This window comes from Candidatus Polarisedimenticolia bacterium, from assembly GCA_036004685.1.
Classification (GTDB): domain Bacteria; phylum Acidobacteriota; class Polarisedimenticolia; order Gp22-AA2; family AA152; genus DASYRE01.
The window spans coordinates 19,775-41,601 of record DASYRE010000046.1 but is presented as its reverse complement, the minus strand read 5'-3'; the positions used below and the strand labels follow the sequence as shown (position 1 = coordinate 41,601).

At 66.1% G+C, this 21,827-nt stretch carries 13 protein-coding genes; 2 read left to right on the top strand and 11 right to left on the bottom strand.

The genetic code is table 11. The features are described from left to right. Positions 1–265 precede the first annotated feature (265 nt). The 6 genes from VGR67_12330 to VGR67_12305 form a co-directional block, all read right to left on the bottom strand. Positions 266–1,519, bottom strand: coding sequence for a hypothetical protein (locus VGR67_12330; protein HEV8337196.1), 1,254 nt, complete (start codon positions 1,517–1,519; stop codon positions 266–268). A gap of 81 nt (positions 1,520–1,600) precedes the next feature. Further along, positions 1,601–2,539 (bottom strand): amidohydrolase family protein, encoded by a 939-nt coding sequence (locus VGR67_12325; GenBank protein ID HEV8337195.1) that lies wholly within the window; start codon positions 2,537–2,539, stop codon positions 1,601–1,603. Positions 2,540–2,615: 76 nt separating this feature from the next. Continuing rightward, positions 2,616–3,365, bottom strand: coding sequence for a Bax inhibitor-1/YccA family protein (locus VGR67_12320; protein HEV8337194.1), 750 nt, complete (start codon positions 3,363–3,365; stop codon positions 2,616–2,618). 70 nt (positions 3,366–3,435) lie between these two features. Beyond that, positions 3,436–4,365 carry a DUF2167 domain-containing protein gene (locus VGR67_12315; protein HEV8337193.1) on the bottom strand — a complete coding sequence of 310 codons (930 nt, stop codon included), beginning with the start codon at positions 4,363–4,365 and terminating at the stop codon, positions 3,436–3,438. 93 nt (positions 4,366–4,458) lie between these two features. Further along, complete coding sequence (locus VGR67_12310; GenBank protein HEV8337192.1) at positions 4,459–4,932, bottom strand: hypothetical protein; 474 nt, start codon at positions 4,930–4,932, stop codon at positions 4,459–4,461. Positions 4,933–5,642: 710 nt separating this feature from the next. Next, positions 5,643–6,839, bottom strand: coding sequence for a DNRLRE domain-containing protein (locus tag VGR67_12305; protein ID HEV8337191.1), 1,197 nt, complete (start codon positions 6,837–6,839; stop codon positions 5,643–5,645). A gap of 363 nt (positions 6,840–7,202) precedes the next feature. On the opposite strand from VGR67_12305, the gene VGR67_12300 reads away from it, so the two are divergent. Then, positions 7,203–10,379 carry a multicopper oxidase domain-containing protein gene (locus VGR67_12300; protein HEV8337190.1) on the top strand — a complete coding sequence of 1,059 codons (3,177 nt, stop codon included), beginning with the start codon at positions 7,203–7,205 and terminating at the stop codon, positions 10,377–10,379. Positions 10,380–10,437: 58 nt separating this feature from the next. On the opposite strand, the gene VGR67_12295 is transcribed toward VGR67_12300, so the two are convergent. The 4 genes from VGR67_12295 to VGR67_12280 are packed head-to-tail and all read right to left on the bottom strand — an operon-like array spanning position 10,438 to position 16,270. Further along, the gene (locus VGR67_12295) at positions 10,438–11,865 is read right to left on the bottom strand and encodes a sigma-54 dependent transcriptional regulator (protein HEV8337189.1); all 1,428 of its coding nucleotides are present in this window, start codon (positions 11,863–11,865) and stop codon (positions 10,438–10,440) included. Positions 11,866–11,899: 34 nt separating this feature from the next. Beyond that, positions 11,900–14,095, bottom strand: coding sequence for a GAF domain-containing protein (locus VGR67_12290; protein HEV8337188.1), 2,196 nt, complete (start codon positions 14,093–14,095; stop codon positions 11,900–11,902). 40 nt (positions 14,096–14,135) lie between these two features. Next, positions 14,136–14,891, bottom strand: a complete 756-nt coding sequence (locus VGR67_12285; GenBank protein ID HEV8337187.1) for a DUF2071 domain-containing protein — start codon at positions 14,889–14,891, stop codon at positions 14,136–14,138. Next, entirely contained in the window at positions 14,888–16,270 is a 1,383-nt protein-coding gene (locus VGR67_12280; protein ID HEV8337186.1) for an NAD(P)/FAD-dependent oxidoreductase, read from the bottom strand. The genes VGR67_12285 and VGR67_12280 overlap by 4 nt, the downstream gene beginning before the upstream one ends. Positions 16,271–16,917: 647 nt before the next feature. On the opposite strand from VGR67_12280, the gene VGR67_12275 reads away from it, so the two are divergent. Beyond that, on the top strand, positions 16,918–19,263 hold the full coding sequence (locus VGR67_12275; protein HEV8337185.1) for a S8 family serine peptidase: 2,346 nt from the start codon (positions 16,918–16,920) through the stop codon (positions 19,261–19,263). 68 nt (positions 19,264–19,331) lie between these two features. Here the strand turns inward: VGR67_12275 and VGR67_12270 are convergent, their stop codons facing one another. Next, positions 19,332–21,686, bottom strand: a complete 2,355-nt coding sequence (locus VGR67_12270; GenBank protein HEV8337184.1) for a hypothetical protein — start codon at positions 21,684–21,686, stop codon at positions 19,332–19,334. Positions 21,687–21,827 lie beyond the last annotated feature (141 nt).

Below are 21,827 nucleotides of genomic sequence, written 5' to 3'. Positions count from 1 at the left end.
CTGAGAGGAAATGGCCGCGCCCAGGGTGATTTTCTTCTCCGATGCCCAGGCGACGAGCAGCTCACCGAATTGATCGCCTTCCAGATCCGCGATCTCCGGACCGGTGGGCCCTTGACATGCACGGGTGCATACTCGCTCCCGGCGGCGATGGGGGGAGATCGGTACTATAAGCTGGATTCGGAAGTTTCGATAGCGGGAATCTTGTAAGCCTCTGGACGTGGGAAACAGCACGGCATCCCATGCTGGACAGCGATCGGTCGTAGGCTCAGTTTTCCTGGTCTGCCAAGCGGCAAATGAATCCCCATCCGCCACCGAGCTCGCTGACCGCGAGCATCAGCTCATTGCTGCCCTTCCTCAATGGGAGGTAGACGGCGTCGTTTTCCGGGTTGACGATGCCAAGGAACCCGGGATCGCGAAAGCCCTGGGCGCTTCGGCCACGATAGAGCATCTTGCCATTCAGAAACACGCTGACGTCGTCGCTATAGCCTATGGTGAGTCTCTTCACTTGCTCGCGGTCCGAACGGATGCTGGCTCGCGCGTACACCACCCTCATTCCCGGCTGAGGCTCCAGACGCTTCGAAAAGTCCCCCTGAAACGAGACTTTCGGATGCGGATTTTCGCGATAACGATTGATGACCACGAAGCCGGGCGGCTCGGCCTCCACCTCCTGCCAGCGTATCGCCTCGCTCTCGGAGGACGGGATCGGCCGCTCCAGATTGCGTTCGAGCCCATCGTACGAGGGCGACAGGCTCCACTTGGTCAGAGTATCCGGTGGCATCGAGGGCAGGTGACGTTCCCAGGGCGCGTCGGGCGTCGTCCGTATCTCGAAGTTCGAGAAATAGGTCGCGCCCGTGAGAACGTACAGGGCCACCTGGCCCTTCTGAACGCCGCTTTTCAGGTCGTTCATCACGAGGGCCGGCTTGTCCAGGTCCTTGACGTAGAGCTTTGCCTGCGCGCCCGTAACCTCCAGGCGCAAGTGGAACCAGACGTCTTTCGGGATATCGACCGCGCCGGTGAAGCCTGGCCCATTATAGATTTGCCAGTTGAGGCCGGTGTTGAGAACCGGCGTGTAGTGCATGGCGTCGGGAAGCCCGGATTTGTGCTGGCGCAGGTAAACCACTTCGGCGCTGGCCCCATCGTTGGCGATCCGAAATTGAATGCCGAAAAACCCTCGACTTGCCGGGGTCGCCACATCCACATCGACGACGCCGTCGCGCATTTCCAAGTCTTTCACGACGGCTGCAGCACCATCCAGGAGGAGACACTTGCGGCCTTGATACTCAACCGTCTTGGCATTGCCTTGCAGATCCCAGCGCGGGGAGTCTGGGGGGATCCGGAGCGTCGCCGGCGTCTGGGAATGGCCCGTGGATCCAAAGAGAAAAGCAAGAGCGCAAACAATGAGATGTCGATGCACAGCTCGATGCCCCAGTACTCTGATACTCACCTCCCCCGCCTCTTCGCGATGCTCGCGACGGCTTCTCGCCACGATCCAGTCCGCACGCCAATCCGAGCCATGCATGGATCACATATCCGGGCAAGGTTGGTTGAATTCTGCATACCGGTACGCAATGGAATGGAACGAGTTTCACCATACCCCGAATTACTTGGCTTCTTCGATTCTGAGGAATCGCGCGGCGTTATTGTAGAAGATGTCCCGCTTCTGCTCCTCGGTCAGGAATGGGGCCGACTCCACCCCCTCGATGGCCATGCCGATCGCTTCGGGCCAGACCATCTGGTCGGAGCCGAACATCAATCGCTTGCCGAACCCGGCGCGCATGAGCGAATGGAGAACCTCGTGGAACTCCTCGCGAGGGATGACCCAATCGATCACCCCGAGATCCGCGTACACCTGCCGGTACACGTTCATGATGGCCTTGGTCTCTTCGAGGTACGGGGCGCCGGCGTGCATCAGGTAGACGCGCAGCTTCGGATGCCGGATGAGCACCTCCTCCACCAGGAGCGGATTGCCGAGACCGACGCGGAAGTTCGGGCAGCATGGGTCATAGGGTACCCCGTGAGGACCAAGCCCCGTGTGAATCGCGACCGGAATGTCGAGCTCTTCCGCCAGCGCGAAGTAAGGCTCGAGCTTGGGATCGCTCGGGGACAGCCCCATGTACTGCAGCGCCAGCTCACCCAGGACTTTCACGCGACCGGCCTGAATGTCGGCGCGCAGCGTCGCGAGATCGGGGAGCGGTTCGTAGGTATCCACGTGAATGCCGGGAATGATCGTATCCGGAGCCGCCGTGCGCCACGCGGCGACGTTCGCCGGCGCTCCGCTGGTGACCGCCTTGACGATGTTGTAGCGCTTCAGCGCGGCCAGCGACCCCTCGCGGATCGCCGCCGTCGAGGTCGCGGCTGAAGGCTTTTTGGTCACCGGATTGGGCGGAGCCGCTTCCCCATCGGCCAGCCCGAACGCATGCAGGTGCATGTCGATGATGGGCTTCCGGTGGCTATCGACCGGCGGCGGTGCCGCCGGCCCCGGCGCCGCGAGCGTTCTCGTCGCGAACGTCAGCAAGGCCAGAGCGGCAAGTCTCCTCACGATGTCCTCCAATGATTTGAGTCCGTCGCCTACCCTCAGAAGACCCATTCTCGGCTCACGAAGCATAGCGGATTACCTACCGTCGTCTGGACTTCCCCAAGAGCCGTAAAATCTCGAGATACAGCCAAACCAGCGTGACGAGCAATCCGAATGCGGCATACCACTCCATGTACTTGGGAACGCCACGCTTCACGCCTGACTCGATGAAATCGAAATCGAGCACCAGATTGGTGGCGGCCACGATGACGACGAACAAGGAGAACAGGATGCCGATGGGGCCGCTGTCGTAAATGTATTGCACGTTGATGCCGAAGAAACCCAGGTCCAAGCTCAAGAGGTAGAGGATTGCGATGCCTCCGGTCGCGGAGACCACTCCCAGCTTGAAATTCTCGGACGGGCGGATAAGCCTGGAGGAGTAGGCAATCAGCAGTGCTGCCAGCACGCCGAAGGTCAAACCCACGGCCTGGATCGCTATGCCTGGGTATCGCTGCTCGAAAATGGCGGAGATTCCGCCGAGGGCAACACCTTCAAAGCCAGCGTATACCGGAGCAAGGTACGGTGCCAGGGTCTTGCGGTAAACGACGATCAAACCGACGACGAACCCGCCAACCGCGCCAAACAGGGCGATCCGTGAGGCGAAGCCTGAATCGCGAGTTTCAAAGAATCGTGACCACGCCCAAGCGGCTGTCACCAGGAGGATGAAGAGAAGAGCGAAAGACTTATTGACCGCGCCCTGCAGTGTCATGCGATCGCTCGACACGGCAGGGATGGGGAGTCGCTCGAACGTCTTGGCGTTTAGACCCGGGTTGCCTGTCTTGTAGGCCACAAGGTGCCCCCCTCGAATGGACCGCCCAACTCCCCAAGAAAGCCTTGCTCGATACTCGCCACGCTCGTTTCTACGTCTTGTATTCTCCTGAATTAGGCGCGTCATAGGGGTTTTGCTTCCTGGCGCCAAAGACGCGCTTGAGGAGGGCGCCCACCCCGACGACCCCGGCGATGATGAGCTTCTTGAATCCCAGAATCGCGACCCACAGCAGCTTGAAGAACCCGGCTTTGGCCGCCGCCGCGCCGAGGATCAGTCCTCCGACTCCGTAAGCCGCCGCCTTGTCCTTCCCAGGGAGGAAGTCGGTGTAGCGATGGCCCTGGTTGAAATCGACCGCGGCGAGAATGTCCTTCGACTGCCCGCGAATCGCGGAAAGCTCGCTCATGTTGGAGACTGCATTGAGAACCAGGACGCCGCGACGTCCGAGGATCCGGATGTTGTAGTTCAGGGTGTGCTCCGGAGCACCGCCGAAGGCGAGCTCCTTCGCCCAGTACAGCTTGTGTGTTGCGCCGTCGTAGGAAGGAGGCTCCGCCCAGCCGACGAGCGTTACCGGCTCGTATCCCTTCTTTTTCCTCTCCTTGTTCGCGGCGAGCGCGGCCTCCTGCATTTCCTTGAGCATCTTGTTGTAATCGATCGACGCCGCATCCTTGTCGTCCACGTAGCCGTCCTGGTCGTAGGTGATGACGATGCCCCACCCTTCGCGGCTCAGAGGACTCACCCCGGAAGGGATTAGCATCCCCAGGACGCCTTCCGCCATCCCGGCGGGATTTCCCCAGCCGCTCTCCAGGAGCCGGCGGCTCCCTTCCGGCCCGATGAAGCGGAAAGACTCCGGCAGATGGATCGTCGCCACGCCCCCAGCGAGCTCGACAGTGCCCGTCTGGTATCCCAGCTTCGCTTCGAATTCCTCGGGCGTCTCCGGAAGACCCTTCGACTCCGCAGCGCACGGGCCCGCCATCGAAAGGACGCAGACCATAACAACGGCCATTGCGGACTGTCTTCTCATGTCACCTCCAATTCCAACCGCCTTGTTGCAATCACTACGGCGAGTATCTCGCGCCTCCCGCGATTGTAAGCGCTGGCCACTCTTCAGCCGGCGCTATTCTTGGACCTGAAAGTCGTTCACGATGAATACCCAATCACCTTTTGCGGAACCTATCCACATCACGTACAGATCAGCGGCGCAGGCGCTTCGACATTCTTTCTCCAAATCAGGTCGGAGCACCTCCTGGATGGGCAGCCAGTACTCCCTATCGGCCTCCGTGACGTGGATCTCCCGTTTAAATGCTGCAGGTACATCTGGGCCTGGCCGAACCGCCTTCGCCCACATGCGGATCAGCTCGTGTACGTGCGGTCGGATCGGCCGGTGCTCACCAAGATACTGCACCGCCACCCTGTACTTGAAGTCACTGGCGACGATATTGAAGTCGCCGCCCTGCAGGTGCTGCTGCTCCTTAATGACTCTGTGGATAGAGTGAGGCCGATAGCTGTCGTAGTTAAAGCCTGCTGCGATCAGGAGCGGCAGCACGAGAGCGAGCAAGGCAATGATACGGTATGAATGGAACCGCTTCATCGAACACCCGGTCTGAACAAGAGCCACGGCGCGTCTTTCCGGTTCCGAGCCTTAACCAACGGCGAACGTGACGACCACGCATAGTCCAGCGCGTCGCCCTGGAGAAGAAGGGCCACGAACGCGACATGATACAACTTCAGCATATGCACAGTGTCAACCCTTCCCACAAATCTGGCGATCTTCACGAAAGAATATGGCCGCGAGACGTGTATCGTAGCCTCATCGTCGCTCGGCCAGGAAATGGCATCGTAGACACCCAATGCAGGGGTCGTCGGGTTACATAGTCAGGCGAGAGGTTCGCGGCATCGGGGTCGGTGCGGTCGGGACACGCCGGCGGGCCAGGTGCGCTTGGGCCTTCGCGCGGGACTTGCGGGAACTCTAACGACGCTTGTCGGATCGTTCTGCAGGCGGTCCAGGGTCTCCTTGGCCTCCTTCCGCACGATGAAAGCTGGGGATCGCCGGCGGCGCGGCGTGAGCCGGCGGGCGGCGGGAGGCGCACGATTCTTCCCCAAAGTCCTGGCGGCCGAGTCGCGCACCTCCTTGTCGGCATACGTCAGCCCGCCCAGGACTTCCGGAATCGCTTGGATCACTCCTCACCCTACAATGGGGAAAAACTCGCGCCACCTTGAGAACCCCCGCGCAAGATCTGCGCGGTTGAAGCCTGATTCGGGCCGGTTTCCGCTCCCCCGCCGGAGGGTCCGGCCCCGTTTCTAGCGAAAATTCCCACGCTGGTAAGATTGTAAAGTCCGGGCCGTGGGAGCGGCCGGCGAACCTGAAGATCCTCGGGCATTTGGCGGATCGGCGGTTCGCCCTGAGCTGCCGGCGCAGGCGGAAGCCTCTTCGCAATCCCCCTCCAGGATCAGCCGGGCCAGCTCGCTCATCAGCTCCCCGGCGTTCGCGGCGCTGCATCCCTGGGTGACCGGATTCACGGGACAGCTGGTTTGGAGGCGGGCGGCGCAGACGTTCAGCGTCAAGGAAGCGATCTTGCGCAACGCCACCTGCCGGCAATCGCGCCAGGGACTCGGGGCGAACGCCTCGCAGGCGTCGATTTCCGGGAACCCGAGGTCGCCCAGGATCTTGCCGGCGCAGGGAAGGACCCAGTCGGTGAAACGTGGCTCCGCGCCGGCGCCGCTTTCGGCCCCGCCGCGGGTGAAACACTGGCGCTGCCAATAGCCCGGAGTTGCCGGATTGGGCCGACAAGGCGGCACGAACTCCACGTAGAGCAAGGGGCGGAGGCTTTCCTCCGGGCTTTCGCGCGATTCGAAGCGCTTCACCGTCGTCGGCAACGTCTCGTCGCCCAGCAGGATCCAGCCGTGATTCTGGTCCGGATCGTCGAGCCAGGACTGCGCGTCGCCCACCATCTCGGGGGTGGATCCCCACGAATAGGCCCCGAGCTGATCCACCAGAGCGGCGGCCCGCGGGACGGCGTCGAAATCACCGCCCGGCAGCGCCCAGAAGACGTCGTCGTAGAAACGGTGAACCCAGGTCGAATCGCCGGGCATCGCCGGCGCACCGCTGCCTCCCGCGGCGAAGGCGGGCCCTTCGCCCCATTCGGAAAGGACGCGATGCAGGCGGATCGTGACGGGCCCGGCGTTGGTGGAGGCGAGGTTCAACGTGAGGACTACGTTCGTCACGGTCGACCCCGGAGGAATCGCCGAGGCGACATCGAACTCGAGAAGCGCCCGGCGGATGGAGCCGGTCGAGGAGCTGATGCGCCCGGCAAAGATCGACGGCCCGGAGCCGTTGGCGACGGCCCCGGAGAGGTTTTCGATCAGGGTGCTGTCCTTCTGAGGCCCCAGGAGCGCGAACTCGGCCACCGCCGGGCTCCCCACGGCGCCCGCCAGCAATCCCAATCCGACGAAACCGATGGCGCGGCGGACGAGGCGAACACTTCGGCTCGGACCCATAGGAACCTCCTTCCTCCACAATCCGCGATTCGCTGACTGAGGACGTCCCATTGCAGGAACGGTGCCCGCCGGCCGCGTTCGACGCGCACGCTGCGTTCGTCCCACCGGCCCTTTCCAGCCTGCTCCTTTCGTCGAAGCACTGCTTCTGTTCCGCGCACGCCGGGCGCGACCCTCGAGAGGCTCCGTCCGATCTCGTCAAACGGCTGGCACTGGAATTGCGAACTGTCGGCGTGAGTCGTGTGAGTTGGCGTCGAAAGTCGGCGACAACTTGTCGCGATGACATTTTCCTCGAATCAAGAATGCGGCCATCACAGGGGGGAGGGGCGACTTCGATCGCCTCCGGCAACCCGAAAGGGGAAAACGATGGGTATCACCAAACGCCACGGAAGGACTCTCGCGCTGCTGATCGCGGGCCTGCTGATCTCGGGACTGGTCTTCTCCAACACGGCGACGCTTCAGCCGACCAAGGACAACACGCTTTACGAGCCGATTTCGCCCGACGGCTTCACTGATCGCAGCGATGGCGCGGGCCCGACGATGTTCGTCGGCAAGGTGAAGGACGCCGACGCCGATCCGGGTACGGGAACGCGGCCGGCCGTGCGACGCGGCGTTCTGGCCTTCGACATCGCCGGGAACATTCCCGCCGGAGCAACGATCAACAGCGCCCAGCTCACGCTCTACGCCGACAAGGTCGCCGTGACCACGAGCTACAACGTCAGCCTGAATCGCCTGTTCTCCAACTGGGGAGAAGGCACCTCGAACACCGGCAATTCCCAGCAGGGACGCGGCGAGCCGCCCACGACCGGCGACGCCACTTGGCATCACACCTTCTATCCCACCCTGTTCTGGACGCTTCCCGGCGGTGACTACACACTGACCGCGAGCGCCACACGGACGGTCGGCAACACCGGGTTCTACACCTGGGGCTCCACCTCCGGCTTGGTCGCCGACGTGCAGTCGTGGCTGAGCAATCCCGCGCAGAACTTCGGCTGGATCATCATCGGCACCGAGACGACCACCCAGACGACGAAGCGCTTTGGGACTCGGGAGAACACCGGCTCGACGGGCGGCGTCTCGTGGAAGCCGAAGCTGGTGATCGACTACACACCGCAGGCGATCAGCGGCGGCTGCTGCCAGGGAGGCACCTGCACGATCCAGACGGCGGCCAACTGCCTGTCAGTGGGCGGGACGTACCGGGGCGACGGAACTTCCTGCACGCCGAACCCGTGCGTCGCGGCCACCGGCGCCTGCTGCGCCAGCAACGGAACCTGCAGCGAGGTCAGCCAGAGCACCTGCACGACCGGCGGCGGCGCCTATCAGGGCGACGGCTCCACCTGCGCGACGGCCGACTGCCCGATCCAGCTCACTCCTTACCTGGACGCGCTGCCCATTCCGCCGATCGCCACGCCGACCTCGGGAACGGTGGGGGGCGCGGCGACCTACACCATCACGATGCGGGAGTTCGAGCAGCAGCTCCACAGCCAGCTCCCGCCGACGCGCGTCTGGGGCTACCACGACGGTGTCTCGGCGATGAGCACCCCGGGGCCGATCATCGTGGCGCGGACCGGCATGCCGGTGACGGTGAACTGGGTGAACGACATCCGTGATTTCGTGACGAACGCCCCGCGGACCAACAACCATTACCTGGCGATCGACACGATGACCGACAGCGAAGGGATGACCTGCATCCACGGCGCCGAGAACAAGGCCAAGACCGTGGTCCATCTGCATGGCGGCCACGTGCCGGCGGCGTTCGACGGCTATCCGGAGTCGACGTTCCTTCCCGGGGATCCCCCCGTGACCTACACCTACCCGAACGACCAGCAGGCGGGATTCATCTGGTTCCACGATCACGCCCTGGGCGTCACCCGCCTGAACGTCTACATGGGTCTGGCCGGAGCCTACCTGATTCGCGATTCGGTGGAAGACGCCATCAACCTTCCGGCCGGGCAATACGAAGTCCCGCTCGTGATCCAGGACAAGAAGCTCAACCCCGATGGGTCGCTCAAGTACCCGGCCATGTGGATGGATCACTGGTTCGGCGACAAGGTGATGGTCAACGGAAAAATCTGGCCCTACTTGAGCGTCAAGAAGGGAAAGTACCGCTTCAAGCTGCTGAACGGCAGCACCTCGCGCGTCTACACGCTGTCGCTCGTCCCGCCGTCGGGGACGCTGAACTTCACTGTCGTCGGCGACGAAGGCGGGTTGCTCGAAGCTCCGGTTCCGGGCGTCGGGTCGCTGACTATCGGACCCGGAGAGCGCTACGAGGTGATCGTGGACTTCGTCGGGTACGCCAGCGGGGATCACATCCTGCTGCAGAACAGCGCGGCCGCGCCTTTCCCGAACGGCGTTCCCGACCTGCCCCAGGTGATGGAGTTCCGGGTCACCAATCAGGCGGGCGATGTCGACCCGATCCCGGCCACGCTGCGCCCGATCCAACGGCTCAACCCGGCGCAGGCGGTGCAGACGCGCGACTTCCGGCTGAAGCAGGACCTGACCGACGGATGCGGCCGCTCCATGTGGTCGATCAACTCTCTGCGTTTCGACGACATCACCGAATATCCGGAGTTGGGCACCGTGGAGATCTGGAGATACATCAACGACTCGGGCGTGTCGCATCCGATGCACATGCACCTGGTGATGTTCCAGATCCTGGATCGGGACGGATTCACCAAAGGTCCGAACGGCGAGATCATTCCCAACGGAACTCCCCAGGCTCCCGGGGCGGAGGAGAGCGGCTGGAAGGACACCGCCATGGTGGCACCGGGGCAGATCCTCCGGGTCATCACGCGCTTCGACGCTTACAAGGGAAGATACCCGTACCACTGCCACATCCTGGAGCATGAGGAGCACGACATGATGCGGCAGTTCCAGACGGTGCAGTGCGGCGACGCGGCGATCGACCCGACCGAGGAATGCGACGACGGGAACCTGGCGGGCGGCGATGCCTGCTCGGCGGGATGCGACAACGAGTACTACTATGAGGTGGGCGGGCTCGGACAGGGCGGCACCGTGCAGATCACGGTGTCGGGAGTGGTGATCACGGTCAACACGACGCCGGGCGAAACCCCCGAGCAGGTGGTCGCCGCGCTCGCCGCGGCGATCAACGCCAACCCGACGCTCTCCGGCATGGGCATCACCGCGATCGCCATGGGGCGGCGGCTCATCACCGTCGGCACCATGTCGGCGATGACTCTCGGCGACCCGGGGCTGACGGCGTACTTCGGACTGACCATGGAGCCGGCGCTCCTCTGGTGGTCGTCCATGATCGGAGCCACCAGCTACGACGTGGTCCGCGGCGACGCCGCGACGTTGCAAAGCACCGGCGGCGATTTCGCCCAGGCGACAAAGGCCTGCGTCGCCGACAACCGGGTCGAGACCTCGATGCCCTACACGGCGGTTCCGGCGGTGGGCGAGGTTTGGTGGTTCGCGGCGCGCAAGGTGACCGGAGGAGGGAACGGGACCTACGACGGCGGCGACGCCACGCAAGTCGGCTCGCGCGACGCGGAGATTGCCGCTTCCGGCCACGGCTGTCCGTAAAACACGGGACTGATCGCGACCCGGCCCGGGATCGCTTCCCGGGCCGGGTCGCTCCGGTCTACTCTTCCGGTCCGTCCGCGGCTTCTTCCTTTGGCTCTTTCTCCCGCCTCTCGTCGATGGCGACGCCGCGCGAGCGGTACTGCTTCATCTTGTATTGAATGGTCCGCGGGCTGATTTGCAGGATGTCGGCCGCGCGGGCGGTGGAGCCGCCCACCGCCTCCAGCGTCCGCTGGATGGCGTCGCGCTCGATGTCGGCCAGGCTGGCACCCGGAATGGCCAGTCCCGCCGCTTTCCGGGTCACCGGCTCCAGGCGCGGCAGCGTCGGGAACAGGGACAGATCGATCACCGGCTCGCGCGCCAGGATCACCGCCCGCTCGATGGCGTGCTCCAGCTCGCGCACGTTCCCGGGCCAGGCATAGCTCATCAAAGCGGCCAGGGCCTCCTCCGTGAGCCCGGTGATCTCCTTAGCGTTCGCCTGGGCGAATTTGTGCAGGAAGAAATCGACGAGCAGCGGAATGTCCTGGCTGCGCGTCTTCAAGGGCGGGATGACGATCTCGATGACGTTGAGGCGGTAGTAGAGATCCTCACGGAACTTCCCTTCCCGGATCAGGTTCGGCAGGTTCCGGTGGGTCGCGGCGATCACCCGGACGTCGACCGTCAGCGTCTGGTTTCCCCCGACCCGCTCGAACTGCCTCTCCTGGAGGAAGCGGAGGAGCTTGACCTGCATCCCCGCCGGGATGTCGCCAATCTCGTCGAGGAAGATCGTGCCGCCGGCGGCCAGCTCGAACCGCCCGGAGCGCCGGGCGACCGCGCCGGTGAAGGAGCCGCGCTCGTGGCCGAACAGCTCGCTTTCCAGCAGGGTCTCGGGCAGGGCGGCGCACGAGACCTTGATGAACGGCGCCTCGCGGCGCGGGCTGCGCTGGTGGATCGCCTGGGCGATCATCTCCTTGCCGGTGCCGCTGTCGCCGCCGATCAGGATCGACGCCTGGGTGGGAGCGACCTGTTCGACGAGGCGGAAGACCTCGAGCATCTCAGGGCTGCGCCCGATGATGTTCTCGAACCGGTACTTGTCGTCCAGCCGCTCGCGCAGCATGCGCGTCTCGGCCAGGAGCGACTTCCTCTTGCGGATGCGGCCGAGCAGGTATTCCAGCTCCTCCACGTCGATCGGCTTCGTCAGGTAGTCCTCGGCGCCTTCCTGCAGAGCCTGGACCGCGCTGCGGATCGTGCCGTGCGCCGTCATGATCACGACCGAGACGTCGGGGTAGCCTTGGCGGACGCGGTTCAGGAGCTCATGGCCGTCCATGCCCGGCATCCTCAAGTCGGTGAGGACGACGGCGGGCGACTCCTGCGCTACGAGGCGCAGCGCCTCTCCGCCGTCTGCCGCCAGCAAGACTTCGTAGCCGTCGTCCGACAGGATCTGGCCCAGGCTCTTGCGCGCCGTCTCCTCGTCGTCGACGACCAGGATGCGTCCCTGCGCCTCGCTCATGGGCCTCCGCCCGGCGCCGGCGCCGCCGGCGCGCTCATCGGGCCTTCAACGCGATCGTGAACGTGGTTCCCCGGCCCGGATCGCTGCGATAGCTCAGGGAGCCGCCGTGGCCCTCGACGATGCGCCGGGCGATCGGCAATCCCAGGCCGGTGCCTCCCCGCTTGGTGCTGACGAAGAAGTCGAACACGTCGAGGCCCGGGGCGATCCCGGTCCCGGTGTCGGCCACGTCGATCGCCACCATCTCGTCGCTCCGCCGGATCGACAGGCGCAGCGATCCCCCTTCCGGCATCGCCTCGATGGCGTTGCGCACCACGTTGATCAGCACCTGCTTGATCTTCTCCCGATCCATCGAGATGGGCGGGAGCGGGCCGTCGAGATCCTCCGAGACCTCGATGCCGCGGGTGCGTGCCATCGGAGCCAGCAGGGCGGTCACCTCGCGGACCACTTCCTCCGGCTGCGCCGCGGCGAGGGAGATCCGGTCGATCGTCGAGAGCGACAGGAACTCCTCCACCAGGCTGTCGAGCCGGGCGATCTCGCGCCGCGCCGTCTCGAGCAGCCCGGCCATCTCCTCCTGGGCTCCGAGCTTGGCGACCCGCCGGGCGAGAAGCACTAGCTGCAGGTTGATCGAGTTGAGCGGGTTCCGGACCTCGTGCGCCAAGGACGACGCCAGCGTCCCGACCGTCGCCATCCGTTCGGCCCGCATCATACCGTACTGGGCCTGCTGGAGACGTAGGAAGGCGTCCTGCGCCTCCCGGTAGAGGCGCGCGTTGTCGATGGCGACGGCCGCCTGGCCGGCGAGCGCATCGGCCAGCTTCATCTCCTCCTCGCTCCAATTCGAGGGCTGCGAGCGCCCCGCGACGAGGAGCCCGCAAGGACGGTCGTGGGCCAGTAGGGGGATGATGATCGCCGATCCGATGCCCCAGCGGCGGGCCAGCTGGGGATTCCCGCGCGGATCCTCCAGGGCGTTGGGGACGACCATCGAGGCGCGCTGGTTCAGAGCGCTCGAGAAGGCGCGGGAGCCGATCGCCTCGAGGTCCACGGAACGGCCGACTTCCAGCCCCTCCATCGGCGGTCCGGAAAGATGGGCGAACAGCAGGGAGGAGGGCTTCTCGCCCAGGAAGATGGCGCACACGTCGGCGCTCAGCAGCTCCCGCGTGTAATCGGCCAGCGCCGAGAGGACGTGCTCCTCCTTGAGGCTTCCTCCGATGGCGCGGGCGAGCGAGGCGAGCGCCTTAGCCTCGGCGTTGCTCCGGCTCTCGGCGCGCGCCGTCCTCGTCTTGTCGACGGCCAGGCAGACCTGGTTGCCGAAGGTCTCCAGGAACTGCAGCTCCTGCGGCGAGAACAGCCGGCCGGGCCGGTTGGCGATGTTCATCACCCCGAGCGTCCCCCGCTCGAACTTCAGAGGGATGCAGGCGTGGGTCATCGGCTCGGTGCCTTGGACCAGATCGGGAAGGCGCGGGCACTCGGTCGTGTTCCTCGCGAAGCGCAGGCGCCCGGTCTCGAAGACGTCCTTGCACAGGCAGCCTCCGATCCCCTTCTCGCGCGCCTCGATCACGAATTTCTTCGCGACGCCGCGCGCGGCGGCCAGGCCCAGCTCTCCGCTGCTCGCCTCACCCCAGAAGACCCACCCCGCGGTCAGCCCGAGCCGCTGGAGGACCAGGTCGAGAGCCGTCTGCAGGATCTCCTCCTCGTCTTCGAGGCCCTGGAGAGAGCCGACCAACTCGCGCAGCACCTCCAGCTCGATGTTCCGCCGGGCCAGGAGCTCCCCCTGCCGGTGCGTCTCCTCCAGCATGCGCTGGACCCGCAGCGCGGCGCCGAGCGTCCGCGCCGCGCTCTGGACAAAGAGGCGCGCGGTGGCGTTCCAGCGCGCCGGGGCTTCGAGCACCATCACCCCCATGACGCCCGCTTCGTCGGCGATTGGGATCGCCACGCGCCGCGAAGACGTCCCGCCAGGTCCCTTCTCCTCGGTCAGTTCGCCCAAGGACGCCGTTCTCTCGGCCAGCGCGCCGAGATCTTCGGAAGACGGCCTCCCCCAGCGGCATGTGAGGCGCAGCGCCGGGCTCGGCTCCGCCGTCTCGAACCCCAGGGCTGCCTGGGCGCCGAGGGCCTTGGCGATCAGGGCGAGCCCCTGGTCGCAGATCTCGTCGCTGTCCGCCGGAGGGGCCGTCAGCCGGGCCAGCTCTCCGAGGAGAGCGAATCCTGTATTGGCGTTGAATTGAGGCTCGGACATCGGTTGAGCCTAGAAAAAGCAGCTTCCTCGGTCAAGCGGTCTAGATTACTCGGCGCGGCATGAAGACCTCGACGTCGACGCCGTGGGAGAACAGGAGGTGATCCGGCCGGCGCGCCGGCGGCGGAAAGCCGTCGAGGGCGAACAGCTCCGCGTCGCAACGCGTCACTTCGACCGTCTCCAGAGGATACGGCCGGTGCCAGACGCGCGCCGAGTAGAGCGTCCGGGAGGCCTCGGCCCAGGCGAACAGGACGTAGCGCTCGATCAGGAAGAACTCCAGGGAGCCCGGCTCCGACGCGACGTCTTGTCCCCGGGCGAGATAATCGTACGACAGCTCGCGCTCCGGAGCAGCCTCCCGGCGGGCCCGGTAGCAGATGCCTTTGGCCGCGTCGGTCCAGGCCGTCATGGCCGCGTAGTAATAAGGTAGGTGGAACAGGGCCCGGGCCGTCTTCACCGCCAGCCACTGATTGGCGTCCAGCGAATAGAACCAGACCCCGGGGATCCCGTTGCGGTCGTGGACGTAGGTGCGGAAGTTCAGCTCCAGGAAGTTCGAAACGCCCGGGAAAGCGGGAAGGACAGGAGGCCGGACGTCCCGCATGAAGAAAGGAACGATCCCCAGATAGGCTTTCCCCTCGAAGGTGTCGACCGACAGCCCCTCGGGCAGGGTCCGCTGGATCGCTTCAGTGGGGTATTCCCAGTGGAGGAACAGGAGATCCCGCCATTTCTGCAGCATGATCGGGCTGCTGGCGACCGGCCGTTGCCGCACCGCGAGCCGGGCTTCCATCGTGGGAGCACTCATGCGCCCGCCTTCCGCCGGAACAGGGCGCTCACCTGCCGGGCCGCCCGCAAACCGGTCGCGATCGCTCCCTCGACCGTGCCCGCTGCTTCGGGATCGGTCGCCTCGCCCGCGAAGAAAAGAGTCGATTCTACCGGTCTCGCCAGGGACTTCGCCGCCTCCGAGCCGCCCACCAGAGGATAGCTGTAGGCGCCGCGCGCGTACGGATCGGCGTCCCAGTTGTGGGTCCAGATCTCCTTGACGCACGACGAGACCCGCCGGATCGAGACGCCCAGCCCCTCCGCCAGGCTGCGCAGCGCGATCGATTCGACCTCCGGGCGGCTCCGCCGCGACAGTTCGGCGGCCGGCGGCCCCCCGCTCCACGCCACCATCACCGGGCGGCGCAGTGGATAGGCGGTCCACCAGACGCGGAACGGATCGCGCTTCAGGTGCAGGAAGCTGAGATGGTCGAGCTGGAGGTCTCGCGAGGCTGCGGCGGCGCGCTGCCACGGGAATTCCTTCACCCAGAACGCCAGACGCATGACGGAGCCCATGGCGAGCGCGCCGAGAGCCCGCCGGATGTAGGGCGGATCCGGACGGAAGCGGATGCCTCCCGGCTCGTCCCCTCGCGCCTGGAGGACGCCGAGGGGCACGGTGAGGATGGCGCAGCGCGCCGCGATCCGCCGGGTCCGGCCCGATCTCGATCGGACGGTCAGCTCGGCGCCGCCGCGCTCCCAGGCGATTTCGGTGACGCTCGCCCGGAGATGAAGCCGCGCGCCAAGACCCCGAGCCAGCCGGGCGGCAACGCAGTCGTATCCCTCGACGAGGCGCGCGGCATGCGAAGCCGCCTCGCTCGGGCTCTCGTCGTCGCCGGCGGCGACGGAATGGGCGCTGAGGCGCTCCGGATCGGCGGCGTAGAACCCCTGGACGAATTCCCGGGCGGCGCGGCGCTGGCGGGCGAGCGACCGACCTCCCGGCTTCCGCGCCAGAAACGCGGCGACCGATTCGTCGTCGTCGTTCGGATCGATCCGCCGCAAGACGCGGTCGACTCCCTTCCAGAAGCTCGTCCGCCGCAGCGCGCCGCTTTGGGCAAGCCAGTGCTCCCCGCGCACCTCGCAGGCCGAGAGACGGGCGCGCTCCAGGATCCGCGACGTTTCGGGAGCGTCGCCATGGACGAACTCCGCCCCCAGCTCGACGGGGAAGGGCGCTCGCTCGTCGCGGTGCGTGAAGATGCGCCCGCCGATCCGCCCGCGCGCCTCGAGCACTTCGACGCGCAGGCCCTTGCCTCGCAGCTGCGAGGCGGCCGCCAGCCCCGCGGCTCCCGCTCCCACGACCGCGACGTCAATCCGCTGTGCTGCCAGGTTCGATCTCCCATCCCGGATCGCCGCGTGCCGCGTCGCCATTTAGGTGCGATCCCCCTGAATTATGGCCCATTCCGATCCCAAGAAGGGCCGCTCCGTCCCGGCACACCCAGCTCGGCTGCGTCACATGCGGTCATTTGAAGCCGCCTGGGCTTGGCGACACGGAGCCCGGATTGGAGAGGCTCGAACGTCCTCGGCGTCGCGGCGGGTCGGCTGGAGCACGCCCGCCGTGACCTACGCCTTTCCGGCTCTTTGACCTCGCCGCCTTCCGCTCCCCATCCTCATCCTCAACGAGCGCTTCGACCCCGGCCTGCCGGGACGACCTCCAGCCGCGGGGGTAAAAGCGGATCCCGACCAGCCGAACGGGGTCTTTGCGACGTTCCAGATGCGAAGCGGCCAATGACTACGGGCTTTTTCGTCCTTGACAAACCGGCCTCGGGCGGGTATACGAAAGCGGATTAAAGCCACTCTCTCGCGCTCGTCGCCATGCTGCGCCGTGGCATTACTCCGCGGCGCCATCTGTAAGGATTTTCGCGCGGGGCGTACCCAGGCCCGGTCAGGCTTCGTATGTCTCGTGAATCATCGCCCATGGCTCGACCGGCTCTCCGGGATTTGTTCACGGATCCTCGTGCTTCCAAGTTGAAATCGCCGCTCCCCTCGCCCTTCTTCCCCTAGGCCAAGGAGGCCCCATGAAGCTTGTGCGCCGAAGATCACTGTGGCTCGGCCTGTGTGTGTTGCTGGTTCTCGCTAACATCGCCGCCACGATTGGGATTCCCCAAGCGGTCGAAAGGCCGCGGTTTCTCAAGCCCACCGATGACGGCGGAGGAGGAGGCGGCGCCGCCAAGTCCGACAGCGACGGGATGGACGCGGTCCTGTTGGACGTCTCCAAGCCGTACAGCCCCGTGATCGAGGCCGTTGTGGCGGCCGGGGGGACGGTCACGCGGCAATACCGGAACTTCAACGGCATCGCCGCGCGCATTCCGAAGTCCGCCATCGAAAGTCTGAGCGTGCTCACCGGCCCTGGCAAGATTTCCAAGGACCTCAAGGTTCCGTTGCCGGATCCGGTGGACAATCTGGCGCTGCGCGACGGCGCGCTGGCTTCCGCGTCGGACGTCAAGAACGTGGCCATTGAGTCCAGCGAGGTCATCGCGTCGGCCGATCTTCCCGCCTTCGCGGCCGCGAATCCGGATGCCTACTTGATCAACAACGCGACGACCGGAGTCGGCGTCCTCCATGCCGACGGCTTTGCGGGACAGGGAATCGTCGTCGGCGTGATCGATTCCGGCATCCGTCCGGGGTTCCCTCACTTGTCGCTCGACGGCTCGGTGATCGGCTGCGAGGATTTCATCGGCGACGCGAAGGGCTGCTCGAACTTCGCCAACGACGGGCACGGAACCTTCGTCGCCGGGATGATCTCCGCCAACGTGGTCTTCAGCTTCAACACGGCCAGCACGTTCTTCCGGGCCACGAACGCCTACCTGCCGGGCGCCATCATCCTGCCGAACCGCATCCCGATGATCGGCTCGGCGCCGCTTTCCAGCATCTACGCGATGCGGGTCTGCGACGGCGGCTGCTCCACGTCGGCCATCCTGGCGGCCATCGATCGCGCCATTGATCTGCGCACCATGTACGACACGGGAGTTCCCGGAGGAGTGAAGATCCAGGTGGTCAACATGAGCCTGGGCGGTCCCACGCTCTTCTCGGGGCACGACATCTTCGATACCGCCGTCGACGCGCTGCTCGATCACGACATCGTCGTCGCCACCTCCGCGGGCAACGCGGGTCCCTCCGGCTTGACCTCCGGCAGCCCCGCCAGCTCCTTCTCGTCCATCTCGGTGGGCGCCTCCAGCATCGCCGGTTATGAGCGCATCGTCCGCGATCTCCAGTTCGGCCTTGGGATCGGCCGCTTCTACCGGCCCACGACCCACGTCCAGACCGCGTCGTTCAGCTCGCGCGGCCCCAACGCCGATGGGACCCGCGGTCCGGACGTGAGCGCCAACGGCGACTGGAGCTACGGCCAGGGGTTCGCGACGACCGTCAACGGCATCAGCTTCGCGGGCGGCACCAGCTTCAGCTCGCCGACGGTGGCCGGCATCGCGGCGGTCCTGCGCCAGGCGTTCCCGGCCGCCACGGCGCGGCAGATCCACAATGCCATCGTTGCCTCGGCCAATCCCAACCTGCTGGGAGACAGCTCGGGCCCGCAGGATCAGGGGCTCGGCTTCGTGGACGCCGGCGCGGCGCGGGCGATGCTGGCGGCCGGCAACGTGCCGGACGCCCTGCCCACCTGGCCCACGCCGTCAAAAAGTGTGAAGAGCAACGTCACGTTGATCGCCGGCCTGCCGGTCGCCAACGGCACCGTGGCGCAGTCGGTCGGGCCGTTGAGGCCCGGGCAGCGCGGCGAGATCATCTACGAGGTAACGCCGAACACAGCGCAAGTGATCGTTACCCTGTCCAACTTCGCGGCCTCGCTGCCGCCCTCTCAGCAGAACGCCCTGTTCGGAGACGACATCTTCCTCACGATCCACAAGGCCAAGACCTCCCGCCAGTCGGGGACCACCGGCTACTTCGTCCAGACCTTCACCAAGGGCGGCCAGTGGGTGCTCAACAATCCCGAATTCGGTCTGATCCGCATCACGCCGAATGGCGACTGGACGAACGCCGGCGACGTCAGCGCGGACATCTCCATCGTCTCCGTGGTCGATCCCCTTCCGCAGCTCACCGAGCAGGGGAAGATCCTTCAAGGCGACGTCCTCACCCGCACCGTGACGATGCCGACCGGAGTCGCCTCGGCCGAATTCCGTCTTCTGTGGCGTGAGGGCTATTCGCACTACCCCACCAACGACATCGACATGGTCCTCGTGGATCCTGACGGAGTCATGAGCACGGCCGGGGCGACGTTGAGCGACCCGGAGCGTGTGGTGATTGCGAATCCCAAGGCGGGCAGCTGGCAGGTCCTCATGTTCGGGTTCCAGGTGAACTCGATCGACGACAAGTATGAGCTGAGAGTCACCGCCGACGGCAACGTGATCCACTGAGCCATTGCGGCAGGGGAAGGCGCGGAGCTCCGGCTCCGCGCCTTTTTTTTGTGGTTGGAGCAGCCGAGTCACGGGCACGCTGGGACCAGGGTTCGGGTCAGCCCCTGGCTCGTGTTTCCCGCGCCTTTCTCGCCGCCGGGCGTCTGGAAGGTCACCAGGTAAAACCAGCCGGCTCCAGAACCGGCGGGAGTCCCCGCGTCCGAGAAGACCAGATCGGTCTGGACCGGATCGAGAAAGTCCCGGCACTCGCCGTAGCCCCCATCGGGCAGGCCGTCGGCGTTCGTGTCGCGAAGCAGCGTCAGGGCCCCGCGATAGACGTGGTAGCTCGAAGCTTCGCTCAGAGGATCCCAGGTGAGCGTCGTGACGTCGGACAGGAACCGGATCTTCGCCTCCACGGGGGCGATCAGGGCGAACCGGCCGGTCCTGACGATCGAGCCGCGCACCCGGTTGTGCTCCGTGAGGACCGCCCAGGGCGGCATCGGGACGTAGCGGTCGAGAACCGTGTCGAGGCGCGCCAGCTCCAGATCCTGCTCGCGGACCGCGGTACCGTCCACCAGGCCGTTCCCGTCGGCGTCGGGATAGCCGATGTCGAGAGCTGCCTGCAGCCCCTGGGCCAGGTCCGTCTGCCCGCTCTCGAGCGCGACGTCGACGAAGACGCCGATGCTCTGCGCCGGCTGCTCCAGCTTCGCCGCCTCGACGGCCGGATCGGGATGGACGATCTTGATCGTGTCCGCGGGCGCCTCCAGGGATCCTGCGGGGAACTCGCACGCCGTCATGCCGCCGCGAGGCGCCCGGCTTCCCGAGGCCGCCGTGACCGTCTCCAAGCCCGCCGCCGTCCGGCTCTCCTGCAGGCCCTGGGCATTCACATGCTCCTCGATGTCGGAGCCGCCGGCCGTCACGTGGACGGTGATGGGAACGGGGGACGGATCCGGCGCTCCGGACCCGCCGTGGGCGACGGCGCGCAGCTCGTAGTCGCCGTCGGCCACGGCCGCGAGATCCCAGTGGATGACGTAGGGATAGGTCGTGTCGGGATTGGGCTGCGTGGCGTCCTTGGCCGGAATCGCGGCGAAGCTGCCGAAGGGAAGCGAGCGATATTCGAAGCGCACCCCCGCCGTCGCCGATATCCCCGCCGGGCTTCCCTGCGCCAGACGAGCGGCGACGGTGAGGCTGTCGCCGCGGATCGAGAGGCCGCCGGCGGGCTGCTCGACGAGGGCGCGCGGCGCCCCTGGGAGGAATCCAACCGACAGATCCACCGGGAAGCCGGATAGCGAAAGATCGGCGGTCGCATAGGTCCGATTGTGCGCCGCGGCGTCGCTCACCACGACCTGGGAGATTTTCCACACGCCTTCGGGAGAATCGGCCGGAAACGCGAGGTCGCAATGATAGGCTCCGCTCAGGGAAGGGCTGCTGTCCGGCAGCGTGCTCGCGCAGCTCCGGCTCTGCGGCGAGGAGCCGGGAGAGACGAGAACCGCCGCCACCGAAGCGACGCCGCTCAAGTCGTCGGCGGCGGTGAAGCTCAGTCGGGTCGCCGTCCCGCCCGCCTCGGCGTCGACGGCCGAGGGACTCAAGGAGAAACCGCTGAGGCTCGGGGGAGTGACGTCCGGCTGCGTCGTGACGTTCAGCTCGGAAGGGAATCCCAGCCCGGGAAGATTGGACGTCTGTACCTGGTAAAGGTTGCCCGCCGCATCCTGCGTCTCGACCGCATAGACCGTCCACACACCCGGCGCCGAACCCTGGGGAAGCACGGCGTTGCACACCAGAACCACGTCGAGCGCCGGCTCCCCTCCCGTCACCGCCTGGCCGGTGCAGCCGAGCACGGTCCCCGCCGGCGGGGGGCCGACGAAGGTCACCTTGGCCCAGGCGATTCCCGACCGGTCGTCCGTCGCGTGAAAGGAAGCCTGCACGGTGACCGGTCCCTGGGAGGCGTCCGCCGCCCGGGGAACGAAGTTGAATCCGGTGAGCAGCGGAGGCGCCGTGTCGGGGGCGCTCCAGACCTGCAGATCGGTGGGAAACCCCATGCCGGCAAGCGCCGCCGTCGACAGGAGTGTCTGGTTCGAAGCCTGGTCGACCAATTCGACCGTGGAGACCTGCCAGGTCCCGGAAGACGAGAACCGCGGGAAGGTCACCTGGCAGACGTAGGTGCCGTCCAGCGCCGTGCCGCTCTGCGGCGCCGCGCTCTCGCAGCCGAGCGGCTCGGAAGGCACGTCCCGGTTCGCGAAGATGGCGCGGGCCGACGCGACTCCGGACAGGTTGTCGGTCACGTGGAACGTGACGGTCACCGTCCGGGAGGCGTCGGTCGTGTCGATGGAGGCCGGCGAGAAGGAGAACCCGGCCAGGTTGGGTGCCGAGGTGTCGGTCTGGGCGAAGGACGGGATCACCGACCAGCCCACGACCAGCACGAGCGTCGAGAGGAGTCGTGCCACGGTTCACTTCCCTGAGGCTTGCTTCGAGAGGCCTCAGGATACAGCAGGACAGGCTCCCCGACAATGCATTCCAGCGGCTCGCCGCGGGTTCGTGGATTCCTTGAGAGGCGCCGCCTCCCGTGCGCGCCCGTTTTGCCGAGC

What these genes read in the sequence shown, in the direction of transcription:
- VGR67_12295 (HEV8337189.1), bottom strand. Translation starts at nt 11,865, where the DNA reads ATGAGCGAGGCGCAGGGACGCATCCTGGTCGTCGACGACGAGGAGACG.
- VGR67_12310 (HEV8337192.1), bottom strand. Translation starts at nt 4,932, where the DNA reads ATGAAGCGGTTCCATTCATACCGTATCATTGCCTTGCTCGCTCTCGTG.
- VGR67_12275 (HEV8337185.1), top strand. Translation starts at nt 16,918, where the DNA reads ATGAAGCTTGTGCGCCGAAGATCACTGTGGCTCGGCCTGTGTGTGTTG.
- VGR67_12290 (HEV8337188.1), bottom strand. Translation starts at nt 14,095, where the DNA reads ATGTCCGAGCCTCAATTCAACGCCAATACAGGATTCGCTCTCCTCGGA.
- VGR67_12285 (HEV8337187.1), bottom strand. Translation starts at nt 14,891, where the DNA reads ATGAGTGCTCCCACGATGGAAGCCCGGCTCGCGGTGCGGCAACGGCCG.
- VGR67_12315 (HEV8337193.1), bottom strand. Translation starts at nt 4,365, where the DNA reads ATGAGAAGACAGTCCGCAATGGCCGTTGTTATGGTCTGCGTCCTTTCG.
- VGR67_12305 (HEV8337191.1), bottom strand. Translation starts at nt 6,839, where the DNA reads ATGGGTCCGAGCCGAAGTGTTCGCCTCGTCCGCCGCGCCATCGGTTTC.
- VGR67_12330 (HEV8337196.1), bottom strand. Translation starts at nt 1,519, where the DNA reads ATGCATGGCTCGGATTGGCGTGCGGACTGGATCGTGGCGAGAAGCCGT.
- VGR67_12300 (HEV8337190.1), top strand. Translation starts at nt 7,203, where the DNA reads ATGGGTATCACCAAACGCCACGGAAGGACTCTCGCGCTGCTGATCGCG.
- VGR67_12280 (HEV8337186.1), bottom strand. Translation starts at nt 16,270, where the DNA reads ATGGCGACGCGGCACGCGGCGATCCGGGATGGGAGATCGAACCTGGCA.